A 15,196-nucleotide genomic window follows, 5' to 3' on the forward strand; every position below is an offset into this window, starting at 1 on the left:
CCGGTGGGGCGCGGGGGCGGGGCGACCCGGCCGCCGGAGTGGCGCGCCGAGGTTCAGGCCGCCCGTCGCGGGACCGGCTCGTCACGCCGGCGTGCTCGGGCCGAGCAGGGGACCACCTCGTCCGACCCGGCACGGACTCAGCGGTGCCGGGCCCGGCGGACCGGGTCAGCCGGCGGCGGCGACGACGCCCGCGAGCCGGTGGGCCGCCTCCTCGGCGGTCTCGTGGCTGGGTGCCTCCACCATCACCCGCACCAACTGCTCGGTGCCGGAGGGGCGGAGCAGCACCCGCCCCGTCTCGCCGAGCTCGCGCTGGACCTCGGCGACGGCCTCGGCGACGGAGGAGGAGGCCGCGACCGTCGCCTTGTCCCCCACCGGCACGTTGACCAGCACCTGGGGCAGCCGACGCATCACGCCGGCCAGCTTCGACAGCGGTTGTCCGGTCGCCACCACCCTGGCCATCAGCCGGAGGGCCGTCAGCAGACCGTCGCCCGTGGTCGCGTGGGCCGGGAGCACGACGTGCCCGGACTGCTCGCCTCCCAGGGCGTAGCCGCCCGCCCGCAGCTCGGCCAGTACGTAGCGGTCGCCGACGGCCGTGGTGCGGACGTCGATGCCCTGCTCCCGCATCGCCAGGTGCAGGCCGAGGTTGCTCATGACCGTCGTGACCAGCACGTTGTCGACGAGCTCACCGGACTCGCCCATCGCCACGGCCAGGATGGCCATGATCTGGTCGCCGTCGACGACCTGGCCGTCGGCGTCCACCGCCAGGCAGCGATCGGCGTCACCGTCGTGGGCGATGCCCAGGTCCGCGCCGTACTCGAGCACGGCGTCCCGCACCACCTCGATGTGGGTCGAGCCGCACCCGTCGTTGATGTTCAGGCCGTCGGGGTCCGCGTTCACCGCGATCACCTCGGCGCCGGCCCGTTCGTACACCTCGGGCGCCACCGTGGAGGCGGCACCGTGCGCGCAGTCCACCACGACCCGCAGGCCCTCCAGCCGCTGCGGCGTGGCCAGCAGCAGGTGGTCGAGGTAGCGGTCCAGCGCTCCCGGCACGTCCTGGATCCGACCGATCCGGTCGCCGACGGGACGGTCACCGCCGCCCTCCGCCATCCTGGCCGCGATCCGGTCCTCGACCTCGTCGGGGAGCTTCGCGCCACCGGCGGCGAAGAGCTTGATGCCGTTGTCCGGCATGGGGTTGTGGGAGGCGGAGATCATCACCCCGCAGCTGGCGCCCAGGTCGGAGACCAGGTGCGCGACGGCCGGGGTGGGCAGGACACCGACCCGCAGCACGTCGGCGCCGGCCGAGGCGAGGCCGGCGGCCACGGCCGCCTCCAGCATCTCGCCGCTCGCCCTCGGGTCACGACCCAGCACCGCCGTGGGGCGGGCACCCTCAGCCTGCTCGAACAGGACGTCGGCCGCCGCCACCGCCAAGGACATGGCCAGCTCCGGGGAGAGTTCCGCGTTGGCCAGGCCACGCAGCCCGTCGGTCCCGAACAAACGGCCCATGGTCGATGCACCTTTCTGCTGCTGAGACCGTCCTCGCGCCTCGGCCCGCCACGGGACCGAGCTCCGCCGACCCTGCGTCCGGTCGGCCGGGGGACCTCCGGAAACAGCGACGGGAGCAGCCGGCGTTCTCAGTGTGAGGACGCACAGCCGCTCCCGCGCGTTGAGCTGACCGGGTCGAGGTCAGCGCTTGCTGTACTGCGGAGCCTTGCGGGCCTTCTTCAGGCCGTACTTCTTCCGCTCCTTGGCCCGGGCGTCCCGGGTCAGGAAGCCGGCCTTCTTCAGGGCCGGGCGGTCGTCCGCGTCGGCCTCGACGAGGGCACGCGCGATGGCGAGGCGCAGCGCCCCGGCCTGGCCGGAGGGGCCACCGCCACGCAGGTTGCCGAAGATGTCGAAGGACTCGACCTTGTCGGCCGTCACCAGCGGTTCCTTGATGATCTGCTGGTGGACCTTGTTCGGGAAGTACTGCTCGAGGCTCTTGCCGTTGAGGGTGAAACCGCCGGTGCCGGGCACCAGGCGCACGCGAACCACGGCCTCCTTGCGGCGGCCGACGGTCTGCACCGGGCCAGCCACGAGCGGCGCAGCAGCCACCTCGTCGTAGGCCTCCGGCTCGTCGTCCACGGCCACGTCGAAGTCAGCCAGAGCCTGGTCCTGGTCCTCGACCGGGACCTCGACCTCCGGGGCCAGCTCGTTCTCGGGGTGCTCGTTCGCCGTCGTCACTTCTCCACCTTGCCGATCTGGAAGGGCTGCGGCTGCTGCGCAGCGTGCGGGTGCTGCGGGCCCGCGTACACCTTGAGCTTGCGGGCCATCGCCCGGCCCAACCGGTTCTTCGGGAGCATGCCCTTGATGGACTTCTCCAGGAGACGCTCCGGCTGCTTCTCCAGCATCTCGCCGAAGGAGCGCTTGCGCAGACCACCAGGGTGGCCGCTGTGGCGGTACACGAAGCTCTGGTCGCGCTTGTGGCCGGTCAGCGCCACCTTCTCGGCGTTGACGACGACAACGAAGTCGCCGGTGTCCATGTGCGGGGCGTAGATCGGCTTGTGCTTGCCGCGCAGCAGGGTGGCTGCCTGGGTGGCGAGCCTGCCGAGCACGACATCCTCGGCATCGATCACATGCCAGGCGCGCTCCACCTCGCCGGGCTTCGGGCTGTACGTGCGCACAGGATTACCTCGTCGTCGTTCGCATCGGGTTGGCTGCGGGATGTTACTGCGGCGGTCGCCCTCGACTGGTCAGCCCGTGATTCAGGGTCCTGCACCGAGGGACGCGGGTAGCAGCCCGCACCGGACACCGCACAACAACGGAAGAACATACCCGCCGCTGCCTGGAAGGGTCAAAACGGGTCCTCACCAGGACCCCGGTACTGGCCGCGGACCCGATCCGCAGGTCCACCGCGCAACTCCCGCCAGGACCGCCGAAGGGTTCCGCGACCTGGCTTCCGACATCATCGCATCCCCGGGCGGAGGTGTCTCACCCGGGTGGGTGGCCACGGCGGATTCGGCTCGTTGAGCTGCGGCGAGGCGCTGGTGGGGACGGCACGAACGCCCACCCCCTCCGGAGGGGCATGACGAGGAACACATCGGCGCACCCGCCCACCGGGCGGCGCGCAGGGGGCGCCGCCCGGTCCCCCTCGACGGCGGCGCGGTGCGGCGGGAGGGGGCGGAGGCGCCACCGACGGGGTCGCCGGGGGACGGGTCCCTCCCCCGACGGCACCTGGTCGCGGACCCAGCCCGGGCCGGGAGGCGGCACGCGGAGCGGCGGCGAGCACCCGGCCCGCCTCCTCGCCCCGGACACACCCGTGGCCCCGGGGCCGGAGCTCCGGGGCCACACACGGCTGGACGGCCGATCAGGCGAAGCGCGCGGCGTTCGCCTTCTCACCAGCCTGGTAGTTGTCGGCGGCCTGGCTCAGCGCGGTGCCGATCGCGGCGATGGTGGTGCGGATCTCCTCGGCACCCTGGTCCCACTTGGCCTGCGACGCGTGCCACGCGTCCATGGCCTCACCGGACCAGCTCGACTCGATCGGGGCCAGCCGGCTCTTGAGCGCGTTCTGCGTCTCCTCGAGCTGGTTGCCCGCGCTGGTCACCTCCGCGGAGGCGTTCTGGATTTCGGCGAACGTAACCTTGATCCCGCTCATGGCGAGTGCCCTCTCAGTTCTCGGGTCGGGGAAAAGACGTCGGTACGGAAGAACTCAAGCGCCGTGACGGCTCAGAAGTTCAGGCGGCTGTCGATGGAGCTCATCGAGGCGGCCTCTTCCTCTTCCAGGCGCGCGTACTCCTCGCCCGAGCCCTTGAGCTGGTCGCCGATCTCCCGCAGCGCCTCGTTGACCTTCTGGCCGCCCTGGTCCAGCCGCTCCATGAGGTTCTGGAACGCGGTGGCCGCACCACCCGACCAGAAGCCGGCGACGTTGCCGCAGGTGCTCTGGAGGCTGCTGAGCACGCCCTGGATCTCGTCGTTGGTGTTGAAGACGTCGTGAGCGGCCTGCGCCATCTCTTCCGGCGTGACCTCGTAGCTGCTCATCTGGAGGAGTCCCCCTTCAGGATCAATCCGATGGAACGTTCATGCGACGCAAACCCTGCCAGCAGCGGTTCCCCTTTGTCCCGAAGTTCCCCCAAGTAGTTGCTGCCGTTAACGCGACCCCGTGTTCTCGCAGGTCAACACAGGATTCGCTGTTGCGAAAAGTCCTCGTCGTCGCCGTCGTCCACATCGGCCCCCCGTCGCGGGAACGCTTCGTCCCGCGCCTCGGGGCCCGCCGTCCCGGCGGGGCGGGGGTCCTCCTCGGACGGGAACTCGGCCACCGGGAGGCCGGCGGCGGTGCGGAAGGCCGTCGACTCCCGGCTCAGTTCGCCGTCGGTGAGGTCGCCGCGCCCGGTCCGCTGTGGACGTTCGCGTGCCTGCTCGGCGAGCGCCCGGGTCGACTCGCGGAAACCCGCCGTCCGTTCCCTCGCCTCGGCCGCCGCGCGAGCCCCCCTGGTCACCGCTCCGGCCACCTGCTGCCGGAGACGGGTGAGCGCGTCCGCTGCCTGACTCATGGTCCTCCCTCGCTTGTCACCGGATCGTCGGGCCGCTCGCGGGCACCGGCCGAGCGGGCCGCCGGCTAACCGATCCGGAGGCTGTCCACCACGCGCTCGCAGGCCTGGGCCACCCGCTCGGCCCCCTGGGGCGTGTACTGGCAGCCGACCGCGACCTGGAGCCTGCCGTCGAACAGGTGGTACCAGTCCACGGTCCGCCCGTCCGCCCGGTCCTGCCGGTAGTAGACGACGTCCCGGCCGGCGTACTCCGCGTCCACGTCGAAACCGGCGAAGGTGGAACCACCGACCGACCCGTTCCGCTCCTCGTAGCTCTGACGCAGCTCGCTCGCCGCCCGCTCCCGGTCGGCGTCGCTGTCGTAGTCCAGCCGCCATTCCTGCACGACGACCAGGTCCGTGTCCTCGGCCGCGCCCTCCGGTCTGATCTGGACCTTGCGCTGGGCGGCGTCGCCGCCGCTCTGCTCCCAGTCGGCCGGGTAGGCGAAGCGGTAGTCGTAGAGCGCGATCTCCCGGTCGCTCCGGGGGAGGACGAAGACCACCAGCGCCGCCGCGACCGCGAGGGCAGCGACGAGAGCACCGCCGAGGAGCCACCACCGGCGTTGGTCCCGCCGCCCGCGACCCTTCCCCACCGGCGGCGGACCGTGCGCGGGATGGGGTGGGGGGCCGACCACCGGACCGCCACCACGCGGCGGGAACGGACCGCCGGCGAGCGGGGCGGGGCCGGGCGGGCCGTAGTGCCCCGGGGGCGCCGCGACGGGGGGCCCGGCGGGCGGGAAACCCGGTGGAGGCGTGCCGCTCCCCGAGCGGACCGCCGGAGGCACGGGTGCCGCGACCGGACCCCGGAGCCCCCGGGCCGGGGTTCCCGAGGGTGCCCGGACGGCGGCGACCCCGCTGGTCCGCTCCGGGTCGAGGGCCACCGCCCGCAGGGCGCCCCTCGCCACCACAGTCTCGGGCTGGTCGAGGGTGGTGGGCACCACTCCCACCCGCTCGTGCACCAGTCGCGCCACGAGCGGGATGCGGCTCGAACCGCCGACCAGGAAGACGGCGCCGAGTCGGCCAGGCTCCACTCCGGCGTCCCGGGCCGCCCGGCCCACCAGGTCCGCCGCCTCCGCGATCCTGTCGTGGATGAGCGCCTCCAGGTCGCTCCTGGTGACGAGCGCGTCGGCGAACGGCGGCGGGAGCGGGATGTCGGTGTAGCTGTGGCGGGACAACGTCTCCTTGGCGCCCCGCACGTCCTGGAACAGCACCCGTCGACGGCGGCGGTCGGGGAGGTCACGTCCTCCGGTCAACTCCTGCCACCCGGCCGGGTCGACCGCCGAGGCGGTTCCACCCACGTGGTCGAGCAGCGCCTGGTCGATGTCGGCACCGCCGAATCCGGGGTTGCCGCGCGTCGCCAGCACCTCGAAACCCGTTCCGGCGCGGCGGACCACGCTGACGTCGACCGTCCCCCCACCGAGGTCGAGGACCGCGACCGGTTCGGCGGGTCCGTCCGCCGCCGCCTGCTCCGCCTGGAGGGTGCTGTGGAAGACCGCCGCCGCCACCGGTTCGGGCACCAGGACGAACTCGCGGGCCAGGCCGTGCGCGGCCTGCCGCAGCAGCCGGGTTCGCGTCGCGCCCCATTCGGCGGGGTGGGTGAGCACGAGGAGGTCGACGACGGCGCGGTCCGCGAGGTGCCTGGCCTCGTCCACCGCCCGCCGGAGGACGGCGTGGACCACGTTCGACACCGGCAGCACCGTGGTGCCGAGCAGCAGCTCGCCCTCGTCGACCCGCCGTTTCGGGTAAGGCTCGTAGCGGGCGGGGTCGATCGCGGCCTGCCGCTCCGCCTCGGCGCCCACGAAGAGGGTCCCGTCCTCGGCCGCGAAGACGGCGGAGGGCATCAGGGGCTGTCCGTCGACCACGACGACCTGCGGCTCACGCCCGTCGACCGAGGCGACCACGCAGGTGCTGGACGTCCCGAAGTCGACCGCCACGCGCAAGCTCACGTCAACGCCCCTCAAACCGGACCCCGCCGGCCGCCGGCACCGGCCCACCCGTCGGTCCGGGGCACCCGGCCACGACAGGCGATACCGACCGCCTCCCGACCTTCTTGGCAGTCAGGGTAGCCACCGTTCCGGGGGAGCCCGCGACACCGCTGGTCCCGGTCCGACGCGGTGACCGCACGGCGAGGGGCGCGCCCGGACGCGCGGGAGGGGGCCGTCCCACTCGACAGCCCCCTCCCCCGCTCGACGAGGAGCCGTGACGATTCGTCAGAAGTTCGGCTCCAGCCACGCGATCTGCATCAGCTGCTGGCCGACCCGCCGGCTGACGACGGTGCCCCGACCAGGTGGCATCGCGGTCGGCTTGATGTTGCCGAGGATGTTCGCCTCCTCCTTGGGCCCGCTCATGATGATGCCCGGCGTCGACACCTCCTTCATCTTGCCGATCACCGGCTCGAAGGAGGACCGCGAGCCGCCGGCGATGTTCCTGGCGGTGATCACGTGCAGACCGACGTCCTTGGCCTGGGGGATGAACTCGGCGAGCGGCTGGAGGGGGTTCGCCCCCTGCGGGGCCACCAACTCGTAGTCGTCGACGATGACGAACAGGTCGGGTCCCTTCCACCAGGACCGGTTCCGCAGTTCCTCCTGCGTCACGTTCGGGCCGGGCATCCGCTTGGCCAGCGAGTTCTTGATGTCGCCGACGTAGCCCTTCAGCTGGTTCGCCGACACCGCGTACTCCAGCAGGTGCGGTGTCTGGAGGAAACCGAGCATCGTGCGCCGGTAGTCGACCAGCAGGATCAGCGCCTCACGCGGCGTGTAGACCTTCGTGATGCCCTCGATGATCGTGCGCAGCAGGTTGGTCTTGCCCGACTCGCGCTCGCCGAAGGCCATGAAGTGCGGATCGGAGTCGAAGTCCAACGCGACCGGTGCGAGCTCGTTCTCGTCGACGCCGATGGGGACCAGTTTCTTGCCGGCCGGCATCTCCAGGCGGGGCATCTGCTCGATCGGCAGCCGCTCCGGGAGCAACCGCACCTTGGGTGCGTGCGGGCCGCGCCAGGCGCCCGACACCTTCGCCACCGCGTCGCCCACTCCGTTGGCGATGTCCTCCGAGTTCGACGAACCGTCGATCCTGGGGAGGCCGATGAGGAAGTGCAGCTTCTCCGGGGACAGGCCCCGCCCAGGCGCGCCCTGGGGCACGTTCACCGCGACCCGCCGGTCCACCTCGGACTCCGTCGGGTCACCGAGCCGGAGTTCGAACCGCGTCCCGAGCAGGTCCTTGAGCGCGGGTCGGATCTCGGCCCACCGGTTGGCGGTCAGCACCAGGTGCACGCCGTAGCTCAGGCCCTGCCCGGCGAGGTTCTGGACCTGCTTCTCCATCGGCTCGAACTCCGTCTTGAAGTTGAGCCAGCCGTCGATGACCAGGAAGACGTCGCCGAAGGGGTCCTCCTTGGCCTCGCCCCGGCGCTTGCGCACCCGGTAGTCGGCCATCGAGTCGACACCCAGCCTGCCGAACAGGGCCTCCCGCTGCGCGATCAGCCCGCTGATCTCGGCGATGGTCCGTCGAACGGTGTCGGGATCGCGCCTGGCCGCCACCGCGCCGACGTGGGGCAGCCCGGAGAGGCTCTGCAACGTGCCACCACCGAAGTCGAGGCAGTAGAAGTTGGCCTCCTCCGGGGTGTGGGTCAACGCCATCGACATGATCAGCGTCCGCAGCGCCATCGACTTGCCGGTCTGCGGGCCACCCACGACCGCGGCATGCCCCTTCGCGCCGGCGAGGTCCGCCCAGAGGAGGTCCCTGCGCTGTTCGAAGGGCTTGTCGACGAGGCCGATGGGCACCTGGAGCCGACCGTTGGCGAAGAAGCCGGCTGGGGAGAGCCCCCGGTCCTCGGCGGGCGCCAGCGGCGGCATGAGCAGGTCGAGCGGGGAGGACTCCCGCAGCGGCGGCAGCCACACCTCGTGCGCGGGCGGCCCCTGGCCGACGAGCCGGCTGATCAGCACGTCCAGCTCGCTGGGCTCGTTGGCCTCCTCCTCCTTCTTCTTCTGGGCCGGAGCCGGTTGGGCCGGTTTCTCCGGTTCCTTCGGGATCTCGACGTAGTCCGGGACGAACAGCTTCGGCCGCCGGTCGGCGGTGACCGGGGCCGAGGTCGGTCCGACCTGGACACCGGCCGGCCGGTACGGGCCGGAGACGTAGGAGGCCTTGAACCGGACCAGGCTCGTGGTGTCGAACTTCAGGTACCCGGAGCCGGGCACGGGCGGCAGCTCGTAGGCGTCGGGCACGCCGATCGCGGCCCGGGACTCCGAGGCGGAGAACGTCTTCAGACCGATCCGGTAGGACAGGAAGGTGTCCAGTCCGCGCAGTTTGCCCTCCTCCAGCCGCTGCGAGGCCAGCAGCATGTGGATCTGCAACGAACGGCCCACCCGGCCGATCTGGAGGAAGATGTCGATGAAGTCCGGTTTGGCGGTCAGCATCTCGGAGAACTCGTCGATGCAGATGAACAACGCCGGGAGCGGGTCGAGGTCGGCCCCGTTCTCCCGCGCCTTCTGGTAGTCCCAGACGTTCTTGAAGTTCCCCTTGGCCAGGATCTCCTGCCGCCGGGACACCTCGCCGGAGATGGCGTCCTTCATCCGGTCCACCAGCGTGAGGTCACCGGAGAGGTTGGTGATCGTCGCGGCGACGTGGGGGGCCTTGTCCAGGCCGAGGAACGTCGCGCCGCCCTTGAAGTCGACGAGGATCATGTTCAACGCGGTCGACGAGTGCGTGGCCAGCAGGCCGAGCACCAGGGTCCGCAGGAACTCCGACTTGCCGGACCCGGTCGCGCCGATGCACAGCCCGTGCGGGCCCATCCCGCCGACGGCGGCCTCCTTGATGTCCAGCTCGACGAGCTGGCCATGCTCCCCGACACCGAAGGCGACCTTGTAGCGGTCGCGGACGGGACGGGGTCGCCAGGCCTCCTGGACGTCGAAGGTCATCTCGTCGCCGGCGATACCGGCCATCTCCAGCACGCCCGGGTTGGACAGCAGCGGCTCCTCCTCGCTCTGCTCCTGCGAGGCCGCGCCGAGCCGGTAGGGGGACAGCTTGCGGGACAGGGCCTCCGCCTCGGCGAGGCTCAGGTCGTCCGGCGAGCCGAACCACTCCACCCCGCTCGCGCTCCGCGCGCCGACCCGCTTCTCGTCGACGACGAGGCGGAGTCCCCGCCGCGCGGTGAGTTTGCCCAGGGAGTTGGAGAGGTCGAGGAGCGTGACGCCCATCAGCCCCTCCTCCATGAGGATGTACTCCTCACGGGTGACCTCGCCCTCGTCGATGACGATGACGATGTGCGGCTGGTCCGGCTGCGGCGGCGCGTTCCGGCTGAACCGCTGCCGGTCCCGCAGGTGGTCGGCGAGGAACGACTCGACCTGGCCGAGGGAGCCGGCCATCATCCGCAGCGAACCGATGCCGTCGTTGATCGTGGGGTGCTGGACGTGGGGCAGCCACTTGGCCCACTCCCACTCCTGCTTCGCCCGGCCCGAGGTGACGACGGCGATGAGCACGTCCTCGGGGGTGTGGAAGGTGGCGAGCTGGGAGATCATCGCCCGTGCCAACGCCCGGCCGTGCTTGGCCTCCCCCTCGATCCCCACCGCGGCGAAGCCCCGCAGCGCGATCACGATGGGCAGGTCGGGCACGATCGAGTGCGCCCGGACGAACCGGCGGAGCGCGAGGGTGGTCAACGGCTCCAGCTCGTCGACCGGCCCGGTCTGCGGCGGGACCAACCTGGTGTCGAGCCGCTGCGAACCCCGGCCCACCCGGAGGTGGCAGAAGTCGGAGTCGTTCTGCCGCCGTTCCCACATGCGGCGGCTGGTGGCCATCGACCACAAGGCCTGCGGGTCCGGGTGGTGCCACTCGCGGGAGGCCCGCTGCTCGGCAACGGCCTCGCGCGCCCGGTCCCGCATCTGGCCGAGGTACCGCAGGTAGTCCTTGCGGTCCTCGTCCATCTCGGCCTTCTTCTGGGCGTTGCCCTTGCCACCACCGCCGACCATCATCCCGATGGTCGAGATGAGGAACATGCCGCCGAACATGAGCATCATCGGGTTGCGGCGCATGGTGAACATCAGCGCCATCATCCCGATCGACGCCACGATCATGATCACCGGAAGCAGCTTCTGGATGATGTTGCCGGGTATCGGCCTCGGCACCTCGGGCGGTGGTTCGAGATGCACCTCACCACCGGGCGGCCGGGGGGCGGACAGCCGCGGCGACCGCTTGAACTTCAGCGTGCTCACCGAACAGGCACCTCTCGCACTCGACATCACGGGACGGTCGGCGGACGTCGGCGACGCGGTGGCGGTTCACGCTCGGGTCCGGGGGAGTCCGCTGATTTTCCCGTTCCCGAGGCATTCCGGCCGACGTTCTGGTTCGGTTACGCCAAACCCACGGACTCGCCCAACTCGGTGCGGCCATACTAAGGGCGCTCACCGCGACGGCGGGACGGATTCGGTGAACCCGGTCCACGGGGACGCCCGCCCGCCACGGGGGCGGCCCGAGAAGCAACCGACGACATGACATTAGGGGGCGCAGTGGCGACCGGTACGACGGTGTTCAGCCGAGTGACGGTGGTTGCGCCGAAGACACGCATCGACCTCGCTCTGCCCGCCGACGTCGCAGTGGCCGACCTGCTTCCGATGCTGCTGGAGATGTCCAAGGAGGCCACTCCGGACGGCGGCGCCCGGCATGGCGGCTGGTGCCTGGCGAAGATGGGTGAGGGGCCGCTCGACCCGAGCAGGACACTGGCCTCCCTCGGGGTGCTGGACGGCGAGATCGTGCAACTGCGCCGCCGCTCGGAGAACCCGCCACCACCGCTGTACGACGACGTGGTCGACGCGATCTCCGACTCCGACCCGCTCAGTTTCCGGCCGTGGACCAAGGAGACCGCCCACCGCCTGGGCCACATCGCGGGAGTGCTGGCGCTGGTGGTCGCGGCCGTCGCGCTGTTCGTCTCGGGTCGGAGCCTCGGGTCGGCGATCACGGCCACGGTCACCGCGGTGGTCGCCGTCGCGGCCGGCGCGGTGGTCACCCGCGCGTACCGGGCACCGAGGACCGGCCTGCTGATCGCCGCCGCCGGCGGGCTCCCGATGGCTTTCGTCGGCGGGCTGTACCTGGTTCCCGGCGGTGAGCTCGCACCGTCGTTCCTGCTCGGGTCCGCGCTCGTCACCGTCTTCGCGTCGGCGAGCGTGATGTTGTTGGGCCAGGGCGTCGTCGTCTTCGTCGCCGCCGGAGCCGCCGGCGCGCTGGGCGCGCTGACCTTCCTGGTGGGCACCTTCGTCGACCACCCCCCGTCGGGGATCGCGGCCGGGGCGGCCGCCGTCTCGCTCGCCGCGCTGTCCATCCTGCCCCGGCTCACGATCTACCTGGCGAAGCTGCCCCTCCCCCAGGTCCCCGGTAGCGCCGAGGACCTCAAGGAGGACACCGGCTTCCCGGACTACGCGATCATCGAGCAGCGCTCGGGACTGGCGCACGAGTACATGACCGGCATGATCATCGGGTGCGGCGTGGTCGCCGCGATCGGTGCGGTGATCGCGGCCGGGTCGGACAACTTCTGGGGCCCGGTGCTCGGGGTCGTCGTCTCGATCGTCCTGCTGCTGCGTTCCCGCACCTACGCCAACGGGACGCAGGCGATCGCGCTGCTGATGTGCGGCATGCTCACCGCGGCCGGCCTCGTGGTGGGGTGGATGACCGCGACCGACGACCAGCTGGTGATGCTGTTGGGCGTCTTCGGGACGCTCATGGTGTTGGCGGTGGCCGCGTTCGTCCTCGGGGTGGTGTTCCCCGACCAGAAGTTCTCGCCGGTGCTCCGCCGGTCGGTCGACATCTTCGAGGCCGTGATGATCGCGGCGGTCATCCCGGTGGCGCTGGCCGTGATGGAGCTGTACACGACCTTCCGCCAGTTGATCCAGATCGAGTGGTGACGGCCGCGACTCCGACGGGAGGGCATCGCGGGTGCGGCGAAAGGACATGACGATGGCTGCCAGCCGACGTTCGGGTGGCGCGGTCCGGCGGCTCGCCGCGGGGGCGACGGTCGCGGTGGTGACGCTCGTCGGCCCGAGCCTGAGCGCCGCTCCGGCGCTGACGGGCGTGGCGGTGGCGCAGGAGGACCAGCAGGACGAGGGGAGTCCCGAGGACCCCGGTCAGGGCGGCGGGGGCGAGGACCTCGGCGACCAGGGGGACCCCGGCGCGGAGGACGGGGCTGGCGCGGAGGACGGGGCTGACCCGGAGGACGGGGCTGACCCGGAGGACGGGGCTGACCCGGAGTCCCCCGAGGGCGACGCCCCGGGGGACGAGACCGCCGACGACCCCGACCGCCCGAGGTCCGAGGCCGACCGGCGGCTCAACGGCAACGTCCCGACGTTCCCCGACGTCGATCCCGCCGCGCCACCCGGCGTGCCGCCCACCGGCGGTGACTGGGCGTTGTTCGAGCACCGCACGGCCTGCATCACCCCGGGCGCGAGCACGAGCGGGTCGCTGCCACCGCAGTCCTGGGCGCACGACTACCTGCGGTTCGACGAGCTGGCCCGGATGGGCGCGACCGGGTCAGGGCAGCGGGTCGCCGTCGTCGACACCGGGGTGAACCGGCACCCGTCCTTCGGTGACCGGCTCAGCGGGGCGGGCGACTACATCGACGGTCGGGACGGCCGGGACGGGACCTTCGACTGCGAGGGGCACGGGACGATCGTCGCCGGACTGATCGGGGCGGCTCCCTTCGGCAACGACTCCCGGTTCCGGGGCATCGCCCCGGGGGTGGAGCTCGTCGGCATCCGCAATGTCTCCAACTACTACCAGACCGCCGACGACGAGATCCCCGAGGAGGAGAAGGTCGCCGGCGCCGGCAACACCGACATCATGGCGCGGGCCATCGTGCAGGCGGCGAACCAGGGCGTGGACGTGATCAACCTCTCCCAGTCCTCCTGCCAGCCCATCACCGACGTCGAGTCCCCCTACGTCCAGCGGCTGCACGCGGCCGTCAAGTACGCGGTCCACGAGCGGGACGTCGTGGTGGTCGCCGCCTCCGGCAACGGGGCGGACGGCTGCTCCACGAACACCGCCGACAACGTCACCCACATGACGCTGCCCGGCGCGTTCCCCGAGGTGCTGGCCGTGGGTGCCACCGACCGCACTGGCGCGCTGGCCGAGTTCTCGGTGCAGGGCTGGTGGGTCGACATCGCGGCACCGGGCACCGAGGTCACCTCGGTGGATCCCGCGCCGGGTGGCGAGGGCCTGGCCAACATGCTCGACATCCAGGGCAACGGCCTCGAACCCATCCAGGGGACCAGCTTCGCCGCCCCCTACGTCGCCGGCACCGCCGCGCTGGTGCGCGAGCGTTTCCCCAACCTGTCGGCGACGCAGGTCGTGGACCGCATCAAGCGGACCGCGCAACAGACCGGCGGGGTCAACGGCGTCGCCTTCGGGTGGGGGACCGGGGTGGTGGACCCGGTGGCCGCGCTGACGCGCACTCTCCCGGAGGAGGAGCCGAGGGCGGACGCCCTGTTCCACGGCGGTGTCCACCACCTGGAGGAACGGGACTGGACCCCGACCATCGTCGCCGTGGCCGGCGCCGGCGGCGGGATCGGGCTGCTCCTGCTGACCGTCTTCATCACCAGGACGCTGCGCCACACCCGGGAACGGGACCGCCAGCTCGCCGAGGACGGCTGAGGGAGCGGGTCCACCGCGCCGCGGTGGGATCGACGCCGGGCACGGACGCCCACCCGGTCCCGCACCCGGCGACTGGGCGCCCGCCCCCTGGCATGGACGTCGTGCCGCGTCCCGACCTCAGGCTCACGGCTCACGCTCCTGGCCGGGCGGGCACCGGTACGACCGCCTGGTCGGTCACCCGGCGAACGACGGGCGGTGGCCCCTCGGGACGTCAGCCGGTGCGCCGCGAGTGCTACCGCCAGATCGGCGCGAGCTCCTCGACCGCCTGGTCGACGATGCGCAGCATCGCCGACTGCGCGCCGGCGGCGTCACCGCGCTGGACGGCGTCGGCCACGTCGATGTGCAACTGGAGTGCCTCGGCCGCCGGGTAGCGGGGCATCAGCCCGTACTGGGTCCGGCCGGTCAGGACCTCGGCCACGACGTCCGAGAGCTGCGCGAACATCTCGTTTCCGCTGCCGAGGAGGACCATCTGGTGGAAGGCGATGTCGACCACGAGGAAGGCCTCGAGGTCGCCGGACCGCCCGAGCCCGCGCAGCCGCCCGGCCACCGACATGAGCTCGGCGGCGACCTCGATGCTGGCGTTGTGCGCGGCGAGCGCCGCCGCCGCCGGTTCGACCGCCGCCCGGAGCTGTGAGAGGGAGCGGAGCTGGTCGGCCCGCTGGTCGCCGGCCAGGCGCCAGCGGATGACCCTCGGGTCGTAGAGGTTCCACTCGCTCGCCGGGAGGACCACGACCCCGACCCGTCGCCGGGAGGACACGAGCGACAGCGCCTCCAGGACCCGCACGACCTCGCGGATGACCGATCGCGAGACGTCGAACCGGTCGGCGAGCTCGTCGAGCAGCACCCGGTCCCCGGCCGCGAGCGTTCCGCCGGTCACCGCCAGCCCCAGTTCCTCCAACAGCCGGTCGTGCAGGCTCACCCAGGCCACGCCGTCGCCCTTTCCCGGTGCCGCCGGTGACCCGATCAACACCCACGGTTTTCGTCTGACTTATTTCACACAGGGAGTTGTTTAC

General features: G+C 71.9%; 11 protein-coding genes. 2 read left to right on the top strand and 9 right to left on the bottom strand.

Features of this window, described 5'->3' with window-relative positions; all coding sequences use genetic code 11:
- Positions 1-165: 165 nt before the first annotated feature.
- The 8 genes from glmM to ACOJVX_RS23150 all read right to left on the bottom strand — a co-directional run bounded on the left by glmM (position 166) and on the right by ACOJVX_RS23150 (position 10,759).
- Positions 166-1,503, bottom strand: a complete 1,338-nt coding sequence (gene glmM / locus ACOJVX_RS23115) for a phosphoglucosamine mutase (RefSeq protein WP_026419488.1) — start codon at positions 1,501-1,503, stop codon at positions 166-168.
- 180 nt (positions 1,504-1,683) lie between these two features.
- Positions 1,684-2,127, bottom strand: coding sequence for a 30S ribosomal protein S9 (gene rpsI / locus ACOJVX_RS23120; protein WP_372493019.1), 444 nt, complete (start codon positions 2,125-2,127; stop codon positions 1,684-1,686).
- An 89-nt stretch (positions 2,128-2,216) separates the two neighbouring features.
- Entirely contained in the window at positions 2,217-2,660 is a 444-nt protein-coding gene (gene rplM, locus ACOJVX_RS23125) for a 50S ribosomal protein L13 (RefSeq protein WP_026419490.1), read from the bottom strand.
- Positions 2,661-3,343: 683 nt separating this feature from the next.
- A complete protein-coding gene (locus ACOJVX_RS23130; protein WP_026419491.1) occupies positions 3,344-3,631 on the bottom strand; it encodes a WXG100 family type VII secretion target in 288 nt (95 codons plus the stop codon).
- Between the two features lie 71 nt (positions 3,632-3,702).
- A complete protein-coding gene (locus ACOJVX_RS23135; protein WP_035273667.1) occupies positions 3,703-4,014 on the bottom strand; it encodes a WXG100 family type VII secretion target in 312 nt (103 codons plus the stop codon).
- A gap of 134 nt (positions 4,015-4,148) precedes the next feature.
- A complete protein-coding gene (locus ACOJVX_RS23140; protein ID WP_418155105.1) occupies positions 4,149-4,526 on the bottom strand; it encodes a hypothetical protein in 378 nt (125 codons plus the stop codon).
- Between the two features lie 65 nt (positions 4,527-4,591).
- On the bottom strand, positions 4,592-6,505 hold the full coding sequence (locus tag ACOJVX_RS23145; RefSeq protein ID WP_026419493.1) for a type VII secretion-associated protein: 1,914 nt from the start codon (positions 6,503-6,505) through the stop codon (positions 4,592-4,594).
- Between the two features lie 264 nt (positions 6,506-6,769).
- Positions 6,770-10,759: a type VII secretion protein EccC gene (locus tag ACOJVX_RS23150; RefSeq protein ID WP_026419494.1), complete on the bottom strand. Its 3,990-nt coding sequence runs from the start codon at positions 10,757-10,759 to the stop codon at positions 6,770-6,772.
- Positions 10,760-11,053: 294 nt separating this feature from the next.
- Between ACOJVX_RS23150 and eccD the strand changes: the two genes are divergently transcribed.
- Together eccD and mycP are read left to right on the top strand one after the other, a co-directional pair.
- Positions 11,054-12,442 (top strand): type VII secretion integral membrane protein EccD, encoded by a 1,389-nt coding sequence (eccD, locus tag ACOJVX_RS23155; RefSeq protein WP_026419495.1) that lies wholly within the window; start codon positions 11,054-11,056, stop codon positions 12,440-12,442.
- A gap of 52 nt (positions 12,443-12,494) precedes the next feature.
- Positions 12,495-14,183 (top strand): type VII secretion-associated serine protease mycosin, encoded by a 1,689-nt coding sequence (gene mycP / locus ACOJVX_RS23160; protein WP_418155102.1) that lies wholly within the window; start codon positions 12,495-12,497, stop codon positions 14,181-14,183.
- 232 nt (positions 14,184-14,415) lie between these two features.
- Here mycP and ACOJVX_RS23165 read toward each other — a convergent pair whose 3' ends face one another.
- On the bottom strand, positions 14,416-15,111 hold the full coding sequence (locus ACOJVX_RS23165; RefSeq protein WP_026419496.1) for a FadR/GntR family transcriptional regulator: 696 nt from the start codon (positions 15,109-15,111) through the stop codon (positions 14,416-14,418).
- Between the last annotated feature and the right edge of the window lie 85 nt (positions 15,112-15,196).

The organism is Actinoalloteichus caeruleus (assembly GCF_049311605.1).
GTDB classification, from domain to species: Bacteria; Actinomycetota; Actinomycetes; order Mycobacteriales; family Pseudonocardiaceae; genus Actinoalloteichus_B; species Actinoalloteichus_B caeruleus.

Bases quoted from the DNA above. Each gene is read 5' to 3' on its own strand.
- glmM (WP_026419488.1), bottom strand. From the start codon at position 1,503: ATGGGCCGTTTGTTCGGGACCGACGGGCTGCGTGGCCTGGCCAACGCG.
- ACOJVX_RS23130 (WP_026419491.1), bottom strand. From the start codon at position 3,631: ATGAGCGGGATCAAGGTTACGTTCGCCGAAATCCAGAACGCCTCCGCG.
- ACOJVX_RS23135 (WP_035273667.1), bottom strand. From the start codon at position 4,014: ATGAGCAGCTACGAGGTCACGCCGGAAGAGATGGCGCAGGCCGCTCAC.
- ACOJVX_RS23140 (WP_418155105.1), bottom strand. From the start codon at position 4,526: ATGAGTCAGGCAGCGGACGCGCTCACCCGTCTCCGGCAGCAGGTGGCC.
- mycP (WP_418155102.1), top strand. From the start codon at position 12,495: ATGGCTGCCAGCCGACGTTCGGGTGGCGCGGTCCGGCGGCTCGCCGCG.